General features: G+C 53.8%; 9 protein-coding genes. 6 read left to right on the forward strand and 3 right to left on the reverse strand.

The features are described from left to right. The first annotated feature begins 49 nt into the window (after positions 1-49). Positions 50-964: a LytTR family transcriptional regulator DNA-binding domain-containing protein gene (locus ACW9KT_RS03335; RefSeq protein WP_457077968.1), complete on the forward strand. Its 915-nt coding sequence runs from the start codon at positions 50-52 to the stop codon at positions 962-964. A gap of 459 nt (positions 965-1,423) precedes the next feature. Next, a complete protein-coding gene (locus tag ACW9KT_RS03340; RefSeq protein ID WP_457077969.1) occupies positions 1,424-2,335 on the forward strand; it encodes a S66 peptidase family protein in 912 nt (303 codons plus the stop codon). A 59-nt stretch (positions 2,336-2,394) separates the two neighbouring features. Here the strand turns inward: ACW9KT_RS03340 and ACW9KT_RS03345 are convergent, their stop codons facing one another. The 3 genes from ACW9KT_RS03345 to ACW9KT_RS03355 form a co-directional block, all read right to left on the reverse strand. Continuing rightward, positions 2,395-3,420: a M28 family peptidase gene (locus ACW9KT_RS03345; RefSeq protein WP_457077970.1), complete on the reverse strand. Its 1,026-nt coding sequence runs from the start codon at positions 3,418-3,420 to the stop codon at positions 2,395-2,397. Between the two features lie 209 nt (positions 3,421-3,629). Then, positions 3,630-5,135 (reverse strand): cysteine--tRNA ligase, encoded by a 1,506-nt coding sequence (cysS, locus tag ACW9KT_RS03350; protein ID WP_457077971.1) that lies wholly within the window; start codon positions 5,133-5,135, stop codon positions 3,630-3,632. Positions 5,136-5,411: 276 nt separating this feature from the next. Beyond that, positions 5,412-6,524 (reverse strand): endonuclease/exonuclease/phosphatase family protein, encoded by a 1,113-nt coding sequence (locus ACW9KT_RS03355; protein WP_457077972.1) that lies wholly within the window; start codon positions 6,522-6,524, stop codon positions 5,412-5,414. 177 nt (positions 6,525-6,701) lie between these two features. Between ACW9KT_RS03355 and ACW9KT_RS03360 the strand changes: the two genes are divergently transcribed. From ACW9KT_RS03360 to infB, 4 genes are all read left to right on the forward strand, one after another. Next, a complete protein-coding gene (locus tag ACW9KT_RS03360; protein WP_457077973.1) occupies positions 6,702-10,169 on the forward strand; it encodes a DUF7948 domain-containing protein in 3,468 nt (1,155 codons plus the stop codon). A 189-nt stretch (positions 10,170-10,358) separates the two neighbouring features. Continuing rightward, entirely contained in the window at positions 10,359-10,832 is a 474-nt protein-coding gene (locus ACW9KT_RS03365; RefSeq protein WP_457077974.1) for a ribosome maturation factor RimP, read from the forward strand. Between the two features lie 207 nt (positions 10,833-11,039). Next, a complete protein-coding gene (nusA, locus tag ACW9KT_RS03370) occupies positions 11,040-12,323 on the forward strand; it encodes a transcription termination factor NusA (RefSeq protein WP_457077975.1) in 1,284 nt (427 codons plus the stop codon). Positions 12,324-12,445: 122 nt separating this feature from the next. Further along, positions 12,446-15,550, forward strand: a complete 3,105-nt coding sequence (gene infB, locus ACW9KT_RS03375) for a translation initiation factor IF-2 (RefSeq protein ID WP_457077976.1) — start codon at positions 12,446-12,448, stop codon at positions 15,548-15,550. Positions 15,551-15,575: the final 25 nt, after the last annotated feature.

Consider the following 15,575-nt stretch of genomic DNA (forward strand, 5'->3'; position numbering starts at 1 on the left):
GAGTAAGCCCTCCCAATCTGCTAAAGCTTCCTCACTTCCTTTTGCCGCAATGGGCAAAGACAGTGAGGCTGAACGCCTGGAAGTGCTGCGCAACTATCAGATTCTGGATACGCCACCTGAGCAAGTATTCGATGATTTAGCGCAGCTGGCTGGCTTTATCTGCGGCACACCTATATCTTTAGTATCATTGATTGACGCTGATCGTCAATGGTTTAAAGCGAAGGTGGGCTGGGATAAAAGCGACAGCACAAAGCGTGAAGTGGCCTTCTGTCAGCATACAATTCTGGGCGAGGATGTGTACGAGATTGAGGATGCAACGAAAGACCCCATGTTTTGGGACAATCCGCTGGTGACGGGTGAACCTAGTATTCGTTTCTACGCTGGGGCGCCGCTCATTACGCCCGATGGTGTTCCGCTTGGTACTATCTGCGCCCTCGATACGGTTCCTCACCGGCTTAGCGAACAACAGCGCAATGCGTTGCGCATTGTAGCTCGCGAAGTAGTATCTCATTTGGAACTGCGGAGGGCCCGTCAGCAACTGGAGCAGGAACAGCGCAAGCTAGATGGCTTATTGCGCATGGCCAACGATACTGCCGAGTCTTTGTATATGGGCAGTCGGGCGGAAATATTTATCAAGCAGGAAAGTAAGCTGCTACGCGTCGAGACGATAGATATACGCTACGTAGAAGCCCTCGGTGATTACGTGAATATCTACCTGACCCGCGAGCGCTATACCGTGTACAGCACCATGAAAGAGCTGGAGACTAAGCTGCCCGTTCGTGATTTTGTGCGCGTACACCGCAAATACATTGTTCGGCTCGACTGTATTGTGGCTATTGAGGGAGATTTTGCCCTTATTGAAGCTGGACGTGCTTGGCATGCCGAAAGTGGAAGCAACACGTTGTCAATTCCTATCGGCAACTCCTTCAAGTCCACACTGATGAGCCGTCTCAATTTGGTTTAGCAGCCCAAGCGACCTTCAGAGTAGGCGCTTTCAGAGGCCATACCCCGAAATGTAATATTCACCGAGAAAATCGGGGCGTTCAGCGAATAGACTTTTATAGCAGCCAAAAAGCTTCTATCTTTCGTCGTGTTATCGGATTGATATCCTGATGCTAAGTAAGAATACACTTCTTGATCTAGCATTTGGTTAGTTTTTCGATAGCTAAGTTTGTTTTCATAGCTCAGAAAGGCACCGTGCGCTGCACGGTGTTTTTTTTTGCCTTATCTGTTTCAAACTTAAGCGCTATCAATTAACTGATAAGCAGCTCTTAGTGCTGACCTTACTTAAGTGCAAAAGGAGCCATTTGAATCGGCTAAGTTGTAAGGACTTAGTATAGAGAAAAACTTATGTTTTGGTGATCTCTGGAAGAAAACTAGATTGTCTGTAGGTTTGTAACCAACCCGATTCTGCTTTCTGCTTATGCCTACTTCCCCTCCCGCTCTGTGCTCCGGCGACCAAGTTGCTATTGTTTGTCCGGCCCGAAAAGTCAGCCATGCAGAGCTTGAAGCCGCTATTGCTATTCTGACAGCCTGGGGACTAGAGGTCGTGTTAGGTACTACGGTAACGGCGGAACACCACCAGTTTGCCGGCTCCGATGCAGTGCGCTGCCAAGACATTCAGCAGCAACTCGACGACCCAAGTATTCGAGCTATTCTCTGTGCTCGGGGAGGCTATGGCACCACGCGCATCATCGACCAACTGGACTTCTCTCGCTTCGCTGATAATCCTAAATGGATTGCGGGCTTCAGCGACATTACTACGCTTAATTGCCATTTGCTGGCACTGGGCCATGAAAGTATACATGGAGTCATGCCCTTGCTGTTCAATCAGGCTGGTGGTGAACAAGCACTAGAAAGCCTGCGCTGCGCTCTGTTTGGCGAACCTATCAGCTATTTTGCCCCCCAGCATCCACTCAATCAGCTTGGCACGGCTAATGGCGAGCTGATTGGGGGTAATCTTAGCCTGCTCCAGACCATTACTGGTACCGCCTCAGATTGCTCACTGGCCGGGCGTATCCTCTTTATTGAGGACATCGATGAGTATCTCTACAACATCGACCGCATGATGGTACACTTAGACCGTACCGGCAAACTCGCAAGCTTGGCAGGGCTACTCGTAGGGCACTTCACCGATTCAAAGGATAACGCTATTCCCTTCGGCCAAACGCCTTACGAAATCATTCAGACCTACGCCGCCAAATATAATTTCCCCGTAGCATACGGCTTTCCTGTAGGCCATGAGCCGTTAAATATGGCGCTGATCTGCGGCCGCAAGGCACAAATGACAGTGGACGCAGACGGTGTGCGGGTGGAGTACATTACAAACTACTAGCTATAAAAAAGCCCCCAAACTTAGTCGGGGGGCTTTTTTATAAGGTATGAATCTACTTGTTACTCCGCGTATATAGTTTGCAGCACCGTCTGGCCTACAGCTTTAAGTGTGCGCCGATTGATAATGCTCATATTATCCTGAGTGGTGTGATGATAGGCGGGAAAGTAATCGTCGCCAATGGGAAGGTGGTCGATAATATCGATGGTGCGCACGCCGGCTTGGTTGGTGAACACGTGGTCGTCGGTGATGCCAGGGCTATCCTGAAAAAGGAAAAAATCGGAGTAGCCGAGGCGTGCGGCGGTGGCCCAGACTTTATCCACCACATCGCGCGCTACTTCGCGAGAAAGCTGCTCACGGCTAAACTTAGCGTTCTGGGCGCCTACCATATCAAGCAGGATGCCGTAGCTGGGCTTGTAGCCGACGGGCAATAAGTTTTTGGCCCAGTGCTGGGAGCCTAAGCACCAACTTTCCTTGTTCTGCGCCGCTAGCTTGTTTACCTGGCTTCCCTGCGTAGCGGAGTCATAGCCATAGTCTTCGGCATCAAATAGAATAAAATCGACGCCAACACTTGAGGTTAAACTGTCGGGCTGCTGACTTAGCACGCGGGCCATTTCTAGGGCCACAGCCACACCGCTGGCACCGTCGCTGGCACCATCAAGCGGAGCGTTGGGGTTTTGTTTGTCTTTGTCGGCAAACGGACGGGTGTCCCAGTGGGCAAAAATAGCCACTCGGCGAGTTGCCTGGGGGGCAAATTGAGCGATGATATTGCGCGCGCGCAGCATCTTGCCATCCCAGGCCATTGCCTCGAAAGGCTGCTCACGCACGGTCAAGCCCATCTTTTTAAACTCGCCTATCATCCAGTCGCCGCAGGCCACGTGCGCCGGCGAGTTGGGCACTCGCGGACCAAATGCTACTTGCTTAGCCGTGTAAGCATAGGCCGAGTCAGCGTTGAAGGCGGGAGCAGCACGCATAGTAGTCTCTTCCGTAGCGGTGGTATCAGCAGATTCTTGGCGGGCTCTATCGGGGCAGCCAGTGAGTAGCAGCAAAGTGGCTAAGGCAGCGGGAGCGAGACGGAAAAGCTTCATAAAGGGCGGCTAAACATAATAACGCTAAGCTTTAGCTTGAGACGTCGTGGGGGCGCAAAGCGTGGGTAGCTAGTGCGTAACTGTTTATTCACGTTTCGTTAAAATGTAGCCCTGGGGGCCTTTCTAACTAGGAAAACGAGACGTAAACGGTAAATATGCGCTTGCTACTACGCCCGCAGTAATTTACCGAGCTGGAGCTTGGCTGTGCATTACTCCTCGCTGTAGGCCCAGTCGACGCCGGTTTTCAAGTCTTTAATCAAGATTCCTTGCTCTTTTAGGGCTGCCCGAATTTGATCTACTTTGTCGTAGGCCTTTGAGGCTTTGGCTTCCTGGTAGAAATCTAAGGTGAGGCCAAGCAGCTGTTCGGCATTAGCACGGGGCTCATCCTGCAAACCCAAAATGTTGCTTACCAACTGGCGATATGCAGAAATTGCTTCTTCCAGCGCATCGGGACTGACGGTGGCGAGCGTAGCTAGGTTTGCGTAAAAACCGTTGAGCTTGCGCAGCAGATTAAACAAGCTGGCTATGGCGCGGGCTGTGTTCAAGTCATCGTTAAGCCCCACGAAGCATTCAGAGACGAGCTTTCTTAGCTCAGCGTCTGCTTTCTCCGTGTCTTGCTGGCGCTCTGCTCCCCCAGGCAGGTTCAGTTTGTCCAGAAGGCGCAGGCCATTCATGAGCTTGCGGTAGCCTTTGCGGGCTGCTTGCAGAGCCTCATCAGATACATCGACGGGGCTGCGGTAATGGGCTTGCAGCAGGAAAAAACGAACTACCATGGGCGAGTAAGCCTGCGTAAGCGTAGCCGTGGGGCCCTTGAACATGTCGCCAAGCAGCACGAAGTTGCCTAGGCTTTTGCTCATCTTGGTCCCGTTCACCGTTATCAGGTTGTGATGCACCCAGAAGCGCGACTCGTCGGTGTGAGTGTGGCTGCCCTGGCACTGCGCTATCTCGCACTCGTGGTGCGGAAACATCAGATCCAGGCCTCCACCATGAATGTCGGATAGCTGGCCGAGGTACTTGCGGCTCATGGCCGAGCACTCGAGGTGCCAGCCGGGAAATCCCTCGCCCCAGGGCGAAGGCCAGCGCATGATATGCTCGGGCGATGCTTTTTTCCAGAGCGCGAAATCCAGGGGGCTGCGCTTTTCGTCTTGCCCGGCCAGCGTGTCGCGGGTGCCGGCCAGCTGGTCATCAATGCTGCGGTTGGAGAGCTTGCCATAGCGGTCCTGCTCCGCATTATAGCGCGGCACATCGAAGTACACACTGCCATTCACTTCGTAGGCAAAGCCATTGGCAATGATTTCCTCCACCATGCTAATCTGCTCGGTGATGTGGCCGCTGGCTTGGGGCTCAATATCGGGCGGCAAGCAGCCTAGCGCCAGCATATTCTGGCGGTAGAGATTTACGTAGTGCTGCGCGATCTGCATGGGCTCCTGTCGCTGAGCGCGGGCAGCCTTAGCCATCTTATCCTCGCCTTCATCGGCGTCACTTTCTAGGTGACCGACGTCGGTTATGTTGCGCACGTAGCGTACGGTGTAGCCAAGGTGACGCAAGTAGCGCGTGAGTACATCGAATACCACGGGGCCTCGGGCGTTGCCCAAATGAGCCTCACTGTACACGGTAGGCCCGCACAGGTACACGCCAACGAAAGGCGAATGCACGGGTTCGAACGCCTCCTTGCGGCGGCTGAGGGTATTATAAAGCGAAAGCGGGTGGTGCATGCGGTAAAAGTAACTACTTACAGCTTGGTAAGCCTAGCAAAAAGCAATTGGTACGTGGTTTAGCGCTTATCGGTCGGCTAAGAAAAATGTATTGTTTTAGGTCCAAAAGGACTCTGTTATTGGTATAAAACCTTTGCCCGTAGTATATAAAGTTCAATGAGTAGTTTAAACTCAGAGTGGTTAGTAATAAAAAAGTTGCCGTTTCCCTCAAGTTTATTTAAGCTGAAAAAGCTTCTTGGGGCGCTTTTTAGCTTAGCCAAGTCTTTTAGTTTGCAGCTACTCCCTCAGGCGGTAAGTGCCGGAGGTGGGATAGTGGTCAGAGTGAGGTATTTCGTAATTCACGTGAAAGTCCTCGACTATCCAGCGTGGGCCCGCAAACTGATGATCGATGCGCACGAAAGGCAAGCGACCATTATATGTACTGCCAATTCCAGTGCCTACCGCGGTCCAGGCGTTTTGAAAACGGTCGGCCAGCTGATCGTACGTGTAGCTATAGGGCAAATCGTTGAGGTCGGCAGCCAGCAGGATAGGGTAGCGACACCGCTCAAAGCGGCGTGTTAGCGTGTCTATTTGTACGCTACGTGCAATAAGGCCGCGCTTATAACGCCGCAGCAAACCACGACCTTCTCGCTTCAAGCCTTCTTTGCTGGAATAGCTGTCCACAATGGCTTTTTCCTCCATGCTCATACTTTGGAGGTGGAAGTTGTAGACCCGAATAGTGTCGCCGGCCGGAAGGCGCAGGTCTGCGAACATCGCGTGGTTTTGGGTAAGCTTACCAAACGAAATGGTGCCACGCTTCACGATAGGGAAACGTGAGAAGATAGCTAGCCCAAACTCAGCCCCTATGCTGTTGGTAAGGGTCTTGGATACAAACGCCTGCCTGCCCGCCTGGCGACCTATTTTCTCTACGGTGCGAAAGATCTGCTTATCTTGGTCAGAGCCTCGAGGCTCATTATAGAACTCTTGTAGACAAAGCACATCGGCGGGGTTTTCAGCCAGCCACTGGATAAGCTGGCGAGAAGAAGCCAAATTGGGGTCGCGAAGCTGAGGGTATACGTTGAAGATGCGCACATTGGCGCTAAGCATTCGAACCTGCTTGGCATCTTGGCCAGTAGGCGCTGACGCTACATGCAGAGGGTGCAAAGCTAAGCCTCTCTGAAAATGAGGCCAAGTGAGCAGGGTGGCGAGCAAGGGCAAAGCGGCGACGCGCCAATCGCGCAATAACCAATACAAGGCGGCAGCCAAGTTTAGCCCTAGGGCAATGGGCAAGGTAAGAGCACCAAAAGACGCCGGCCAGAATACGTGAGCAGGAATCTGCACGCACGCAATAGCGACTAAAAGCCACAGCAAAACGAGCAGAGTACACTTGAAAGCAAAGGAGCGAAGCACAAATAAGCAGCCCTTAATAATGACTAGGGCAAAGGTAGGAGATGCAACCGGAAACCGGCGAGACTGGCGAAAACAGTAAGCAACGCTGGGGGCAAAAATTACGGCCGTGCCTCAAAAACGCTAGCAAAATGAGCCTCAATAAATTGTAGCTTGCGCTATTCTTATAAGGTTGATAGTATGCTGTATTTTACTTTTCGCTTACTTTTATGCGTGGGGCTGCTAAGCGCTCTAACAACTGCCTCCAGCTATGCTAAGCCAAGTGCCGCTGCACCCGTAGCCAAATCGTTGGAGTTTGTAGAAAATCGGGGCCAATGGGACAGCCGAGCCCAGTATATGGCCGAGCTGCCAGCTGGGCGGCTATTTTTAGAGAAAACAGGATTCGTGTACGCCTTCGCTGATCCTAATGCCTTACGCGCTCACAAGGAGCATGAAGGTACAAATGGTGGCCCTGTGTCTGATAAGCTGCGGGCGCATGCTTACCGGGTTTCTTTTGAGGGCAGCAGCTCTGCCGCTACTCTCGCCCCCGACGAGCCCACTGATGGCTTCCGCAACTACTTTCTGGGCAACGACGCCAAGCATTGGGCCTCCAGCGTGCGGGGCTTCCGGCAGGTGCGCTACAGTAATTTATATGCAAACATCGGCGCCCGGCTTTACGAAAACGAGGGCGGCAACTTGGAGTACGACTTCACGGTGCAGCCGGGGGGCAAACCTGCGAATATCCGGTTGCGCTATACGGGCACTGAGCGCCTGACTTTGGAAAGCGGTCATCTATTGATTCAAACCAGTGTTGGCACCGTGACGGAGCAGGCACCGCGGGCTTGGCAGGAGCTAAATGGGCAGCGCATCCCCGTGGAATGTGCTTTTGTGCTCGAAAAGAACGTGGTCAGCTTTCGGCTAGGTAGCTATGATGCCAAGCGGCCGCTTATTATCGATCCGACGGTTATATTTTCCTCGTTTTCTGGCTCCGCAGTCGATAACTGGGGCTATACTGCTACCTATGATGCCCAAGGTAATATGTACTCCGGTGGTGTTGCATTTGGCTTGGGTTACCCAACATCCACCGGGGCGTTCAGCACCAGCTTTGGTGGCGGTGTCGATGTAGCCATTATTAAATACAATACCACGGTGCGCGGCAGCGCAGCCCGCCTATATGCCACCTACCTGGGGGGCAATTTGGTGGATAGCCCGCATAGTTTGGTGGTGAATAGTCAGAATGAATTAGTTATTCTTGGCTCCACGAGCTCCAATAACTTCCCGGTTCCTCGCACAGCCTTCGATGATTCTTTCAACGGCGGCCCCAGCATTGACCCCTTTAATACCAATGACCCACGCAATACCTACAGCAGTGGCGCTGACTTGTTTATAACCAAGCTCAGCGGTAATGGTAATACGCTTTTAGCCTCTACCTACCTCGGTGGTAGTGGTACCGATGGCGTTATTCCGCAGGCTACAGGCCTGGTGCAGAACTATGGCGACCCGTTTCGGGGCGACATTATCACCGATTCGGACGGTAACATATATGTGGCCTCCACTACAACCAGCAACAATTTTCCGGCTCGCAATGGGTTTCGCACTACTACTCAGGGTGGTGCTTCCGATGCTGTGGTAGTAAAGCTCTCCGGTGATTTGCGTACGATGATTTGGGGTAACTACTTGGGCGGCTCGGCCTCCGATGCGGCCTACTCCATTCAACTCGACGATGACCGCAACGTGTACGTGAGCGGTGGTACTAACAGCACAAACTTGGCTGGTACCAGCGGCCGTTATCAGCCCCAGTTGAGCGGCGGAGTTGATGGCTTTGTGGCGCGAATCAACAGCCAGGGGACTACGCTAACCCATGCTACGTACGTGGGTACCAACGAAACCGACCAGACTTACTTTCTGCAGCTCGACGCGTCGGCCAACGTGTACGTGCTTGGTCAAACTAGAGGAAATTTTCCCCGCACAGCAGGGTTGTATGGAGTAGCCAATGGCCGCCAGTTTATCCAGAAATTCGATAACACCCTTACCACCAGCTTGTATTCAACGGCCTTCGGTACGGGCCGCGCTGCGCCTGATCTATCACTGACGGCTTTTCTGGTAGATGACTGTGAGCGAATATATATAAGCGGCTGGGGTGGCAATACCAACTCAAATGGGGGCAACACCCAAGGCCTGCCTACTACTGCCGACGCCTCCCAGCGCACCACCGACGGCTCCGACTTCTATATTGTTCAGTTCAAGCCCGGCATGACGGCTATTGAATATGCCACTTTCTTTGGTCAGAATGGCGGCCGGGGTGAGCACGTAGATGGCGGTACTTCTCGCTTTGATAAGCGCGGTGCTATCTATCAGGCCGTCTGTGGGGGCTGTGGAGGCAGTTCTGGCTTTCCAGTGCCACCAGGGGCTAATTATTATAGCACAACCAATAATTCAATTAACTGTAACAACGCCGCTTTCAAGGTCGACTTCGCGGCCATAGTAGTAAACCCCGGCCCCGACCGTACCGTGTGCTACAGCGCAGGCCCTCAGCGTCTGAGCGGTAGCCCGGCGGGTGGTATCTGGAGCGGACCTGGCGTCACCGCTTTGGCCGGCGGAGGGTATCAATTCACGCCTACTCCTGCGTTGGTTGGTCGCAATACGCTCACCTATACCGTAAACACCACCGGCGTATGCCAGAGTACTAAGTTTCTGCGCATGACCGTGAGCCCAGAGGTGGCTATCACATTTGCCCCCCCAAATACCGTTTGCAGCAACACTACGGCCGTGGCGCTTACCGCTACGCCAGCCGGAGGCACATTCAGTGGGCCGGGCGTTACGGGGCGAAATTTCAATCCTAGCGTAGCCGGCGTAGGCCGCCATACTATTACATATACCCTCTCCGATTCCTTAGGCTGTGGTATTACCTCACGAGTAATTGTAGTAGATGCACAGCCCACGGTAGTGGTCAACGCCGACACCGTATTATGCTCCGATCAGGTGCGGGCCTTCCGCATGCTACGCGCCTCGCCGGCGGGTGGTACCTGGAGTGGTACCGGCGTCACGGCCGATGGGATGTTTACGCCTCCTAATACTAATAACCAAGGAGGCATTTTCACGCTTGAATACACCGTGACGGTAGGAGCTTGCAAAATAGTAGCAACCCGCAAGGTAACAGTAGCGCCTACGTCCGCTACCGATGTGAACTTGAACGTGCCTGAGTGCCAAGCAGCCCCCGAATACAGCGGATTGGCGCCCTTTACTTTACAGTTTAAGCCTGTACTTGCCGGAGGTACGTTTAGCTGGGATTTTGGCGATGGTAACACTTCTAATGAAGAGTCGCCCACGCACGTGTACGAGAATGAAGGTTCATATTCCGTCAAACTCACGGCCCGGTACGCTGGCTGTACGGTGGTTACGCAGTTTGCAGCCGTGAAAGTGGGCAGGGTGCAGATCCCCAACATCTTCACCCCCAACAACGACAACCTAAACGAAACATTTGCCCCCCGCCTAGGCTGCCTGCCTGCTCACCTTACTGTGTTTAGCCGCTGGGGCAAAAAAGTGTACGAAGCTACCGACTATCACAACGACTGGAACGGCGATACGCTGCCCGACGGAGTTTATTATTATCTGCTGCGCGATACGGAAGGCAAAGCAACAAAAGGCTGGGTAGAAATAAAGCGCTAAAGTCTATGCCGCCAGCTAAGCAAGATGGAAGCTATAATGCCCAATCTCCTATTATATAAGGTAGCCGTAAGTAGCTCTGGCATCCTGCCTTGCATACGGCCGGATTTTGTACTATCTTTGCACCAGCAATGAAGTTAAAAAGAGGGGACGAGTCGTCCCCTCTTTCTTTTGTCACCTAGTTCAGTTTCTATGCGCTTTGATCGTAACCACCTGCTTGAAATGCTCCAGGAAAGCCTGTCTGGTCCGGAGTTGTTCATTGTAGGGCTTACCGTGTCCGACTCGGCTGTGCGACCCAAGATTACGGCCATCTTGGATAGCGAGCAGGGAATGGGCATCGAGGAATACGCCCGAGTGAGTCGTCGCTTGGCTCATCGAATCGATGAGACGTATGGCGAGGAAGCCAGCTACACGCTGGAGGTTACATCGCCCGGCGCTGATCAGCCCCTGGCTGACCCCCGCCAGTATACCCGCCATGTGGGCCGCAACCTGCAAGTAAAGCTCACTGACGGCACCGAGAAAACCGGTACCCTGGAAGCCACCGAAGCCGAAGGAATTCAGCTGGCGGAGGAAGTAAAAGAAAAGAACAAAAAGAAGATGCTGCCCGCCGCCTTTATTGCCTTTTCGGCCATAGCGGAGGCCCGGGTGGTTATCTCATTCAAATAAAACAGAAAAACGCGAAGGTGCTGCTTTGCTGATCAAGTTATCCTCTCGGAATTCACCCGGTCTTTGAGGGGCTTTTTCAGAACAAATTGGAAGGCTCGTGCTTCTGGGGGGCAAATTTTCAGCTCCTACCACATTTGCTTAAATTATAACTGCTGCCTGCTTTTCGCATCTGCGCAACCTTTTTAAATCTGCAAAATCTGTGATCTTATGAACAGCAACGTGCTAATTGAATCGTTCGCCGAGTTCGCCCGCTCGAAGAACATCGACCGCCCCACGATGATGAGCATTCTGGAGGACGTGTTTCGCACGATGATCCGGAAAAAATATACCACCGACGAGAACTTCGACGTGATTTTGAACGTGGACCAAGGTGACCTGGAAATTTGGCGTAACCGCGAAATCGTGGACGACAACTCCGAGGATATCTGGGACTTTGATAAAATTCCACTCACGGAAGCTCAAAAAATTGAGGCCGACTTTGAAGTAGGTGAGCAAGTAGCTGAAGAAGTGAAGCTGGAGGATTTTGGCCGCCGCGCCGTGCTTATGGCTCGTCAGACGCTGATTCAGCGCGTGAAGGACCTGGAGCGCGACCACCTCTACCAGCAGTACAAAGATCAGGTTGGCGAAATCGTGACCGGTGAGGTGTACCAAGTATGGAGCCGCGAGGCCCTCATTCTGGACAAAGAAGAAAACGAGCTGGTATTGCCTAAGTCGGAGCAAATCCCGAAAGACCGCTACCGCAAGGGTGACAACGTACGTGCCGTCGTACACCGCGTTGAAATCATTAATGGTACGCCTAAAATTATCCTGTCGCGGGCTGCGCCGGCTTTCCTAGAGCGTTTGTTCGAGCAGGAAGTACCCGAAATCTATGATGGTCTGATCACCATTAAGAATATTGTGCGTGAACCCGGCGAGCGGGCCAAAGTAGCCGTTGAAAGCTATGATGACCGTATTGACCCCGTAGGTGCCTGCGTCGGAATGAAAGGTGCTCGTATTCACGCCGTAGTGCGTGAACTAGAGAACGAAAACATCGATGTTATCAACTACACCGATAACTTGGAGCTATATATTCAGCGGGCTTTGTCGCCAGCTAAAATCGGCTCGATGAAAATCAATGAACAAACTGGGCGGGTTTCGGTGTTCTTAAAGCCCGATCAAGTTAGTCTAGCTATCGGCCGCGGCGGTGCCAATATCAAATTGGCCAGCCGATTGGTCGGAATGGAAATCGATGTATTCCGCGAAGCTGGCGACTACGATGAGGATATCGCCCTTGACGAATTCCAAGACGAAGTGGAACCCTGGATACTGGCCGAATTGAAAAAAATCGGCCTTGACACGGGCCGCGCCGTACTAGCCGTCAGCAAGGAAGATATTGTGCGCCGCACAGAGCTTGAGGAAGAGACTGTCGAAGATCTTTTCCGCATTATCAAGCAAGAATTCGACGACAACGAAGAACAAGAAGAGCAACCAAATTCCGGCGACGCGCAATGAGTGCGCGGCGGCCGGTCCGGCAAGGGCGTTGAATTGTGCCAAGCGGCGCGGTTCAACGCCGTTCGGCAAGATTTAATATAGTACCTTTGCACCTCAATACGAGTATCGTTCGCGAGCACAGAATGGCGGAAGTAGCAACTAAACGGCTGAATCAGGCGGCCAAAGACCTGAACGTTGGATTATCCACAATTGTGGATTTTTTAGCGGGTAAAGGGCACCAGATCGAAAACAAGCCAACGACTAAGCTGACGGCTGAGCAGGTTTCCCTGCTCGACAAGGCATTTGAGTCGTCGGCTCAAGATAAGATCGAGGCCGACAGGCTCAGCCAGGCCAAGCGCCAAAGCGAGCAGGAGGCTGCGGCCCACGCGCGCCCCGAACCCGTGGCTCCTAAGGCCAACGGCGTATCTGCTACGCCTGCTCCGGCCGAAGTGCCAGCAAAGGCGCCTGAAGAAGTGCGGCCCACTGCACCTACTCCCGCTCCGGTTGCCGCAGCGCCTACTCCAGTTGCCCCCCCAACTCCCGCACCCCAAACGGAAGCCCCCAAGGTGCCCGGCCTGAAGGTATTGGGTAAGATTGAGTTGGATGCTAAGGGACGGCCTGTGCCTCCCAAGCCCGCCCCTGCACCCACGCCACCAGCTCAGCCCGTGGCTCCGGTTGCTGCCGCGCCAGCGCCTGTTGCGGCAGCACCAGCTCCGGCTCCGCAGCCAGCCCCTGCGCCCGCTCCAGCGGAACCAGCTAGGGTCGAGGCTAAGCCTGCACCCGCCCCGGCCCCTGCGCCTGCCCCGGTTGCTGAAGTAAAACCCGCAACGCCTCCTACGCCAGTAGCACCCGCTCCGCCAGTAGAAGCTCCGGCTCCTGCTCCCGTAGCGTCTGCACCCGCGCCTGCTGCTCCTGATGAGCCAGCGGCTCCGGCTGCTGAAGACGGAACGATTGTAGCCAAAGCCGACCAGCTGAAAGGCCTCACGGTACTTGGTAAGATCGAGCTACCGATGGATGCATCACGCCGTGGTGGTCGTGGTGCCCGTCCTGTAGCATCGTCGGATGTGCGCAAGAGCGGATTGGCTCCCGATAATAAGAAAAAGCGTCAGCGTATTGCTACGCCCGGTGCGCCTACTCCAGGGCAGGGTGGTGGACAACAACAGGGTGGCGGCTATCAAGGCAACCGTCCGAACACTCCAGGGCAACCACGCCCAGGCGGTGGAGGCGGTCAAGGTGGCCCGCGTCCCGGTGGACCCGGTCAGCCCGGTCCACGCCCCAGCCAGCCTGGTCAGAATCAAAATGCCCCCCGGCCTGCTCCCGCGGCTAATAACCCAGAGCAGAACGACAAGCAGATCCAAGAGCAAATCAAAGCCACGCTGGCTAAGCTCAGCGGCGGTCGTGGTGGCAACCAGAACAACCGTGCGAAGTATCGTCGTGATAAGCGTGCCGGCGTAGCGGAAGACCGCGAAGCCCAGCGCGCGCAGAACGAACTGGATGCTAAAACGCTGAAGGTTACCGAATTTATTTCAGCCAACGACTTGGCGTCTCTAATGGACGTGTCGGTGAACGAAGTAATCAAGGTCTGCTTGAACATGGGCATGTTCGTTTCCATCAACCAGCGTCTCGATGCAGAAGCCATTACCGTAATTGCCGATGAATTCGGCTACGATGTGGAGTTCCTGTCGGCAGAGGAAGAGGAAACTGACGTTACAGTTGAGGACAACGAGGAAGACTTGGTGCCCCGTGCGCCGATTGTGACTATCATGGGTCACGTCGACCACGGTAAGACCTCGCTGCTTGACTATATCCGCAATGCGACGGTAGCCAAAGGCGAAGCCGGCGGTATCACTCAGCACATTGGTGCCTACGATGTAATGACCGCTTCAAACAAGCGCGTTACGTTCCTTGATACGCCGGGTCACGAAGCCTTTACGGCCATGCGTGCCCGTGGTGCCAAGGTGACGGACATCGCCATCATCGTAATTGCAGCTGACGACTCTGTGATGCCGCAAACACGGGAAGCCATCAACCACGCGCAAGCTGCTGGGGTGCCGATCGTAATTGCGATGAACAAGATTGACAAGCCAGGAGCTAACTCCGAGAAGATCCGCGAGGAGCTATCGGCCATGAACATCTTGGTGGAAGAGTGGGGTGGTAAATACCAATCGCAGGAAGTATCGGCTAAGTCGGGTCTCGGCGTAGAAGACTTGCTCGAAAAAGTATTGCTGGAAGCCGAATTATTGGAGCTGAAAGCCAACCCTAGCCGTAATGCAGTAGGTACGGTCATTGAAGCCATGCTGGACAAAGGTCGTGGCTACGTAACGACGGTACTGGTGCAAACCGGTACGCTGAAGGTGGGTGATGTTGTACTGGCTGGTCCTCACTACGGCCGCGTAAAGGCTATGACCGACCACCGTGGCAAGAAGATGAAGCAAGCTGGACCGGCCACACCGGTACAGGTGCTCGGCTTAACCGGTGCTCCGCAGGCAGGCGACAAGATTCAGGTGATGGAGACTGAGCGCGAAGCTCGTGAACTAGCCACCCAGCGTCAGCAACTCTCGCGTGAGCAGAGCATGCGCACCAAGAAGCACATCACCCTCGACGAGATTGGTCGCCGTCTGGCTATCGGTTCGTTTAAGGAGCTGAACGTAATTGTAAAAGGTGACGTGGACGGTTCGGTAGAAGCTCTATCGGATTCGCTGTTGAAGCTGTCGACGCCGGAAGTAAAGGTGAACATCCTATCCAAAGGGGTGGGGGCCATTTCCGAGTCCGATGTGTTGCTGGCTTCTGCCTCCGACGCTATCATCATTGGTTTCCAGGTGCGGCCTTCGCAAAGTGCCCGCAAGTTGGCCGAGCAGGAGCAGATCGATATCCGCCTCTACTCAATCATCTACAATGCCATCAACGAGGTGAAAGATGCCATGGAAGGCATGCTGGCCCCGTCGGTGCAGGAAACAGTGGTGGCCAACGCCGAGGTTCGTCAGGTATTCAACATCACCAAAGTGGGCGCCATTGCCGGCTGTATGGTGACGGAAGGTACCTTCACCCGCCGCACTCGGGTACGGGTCGTTCGCGACGGTATCGTGGTGTACTCGGGCGAGATTCAAGACCTCAAGCGTTACAAAGACGATGTGTCGGAAGTACGCCAGGGTTACGAATGCGGTATTTCGGTGAAGAACTTCAATGACTTGCGCGAAGGCGACAACATCGAAGGTTTCGAGGAAAAAGAAGTGAAGCGGACGCTGTAATACGCATAGAAATTCACAGTTTTCA

The organism is Hymenobacter sp. HD11105 (assembly GCF_054051685.1).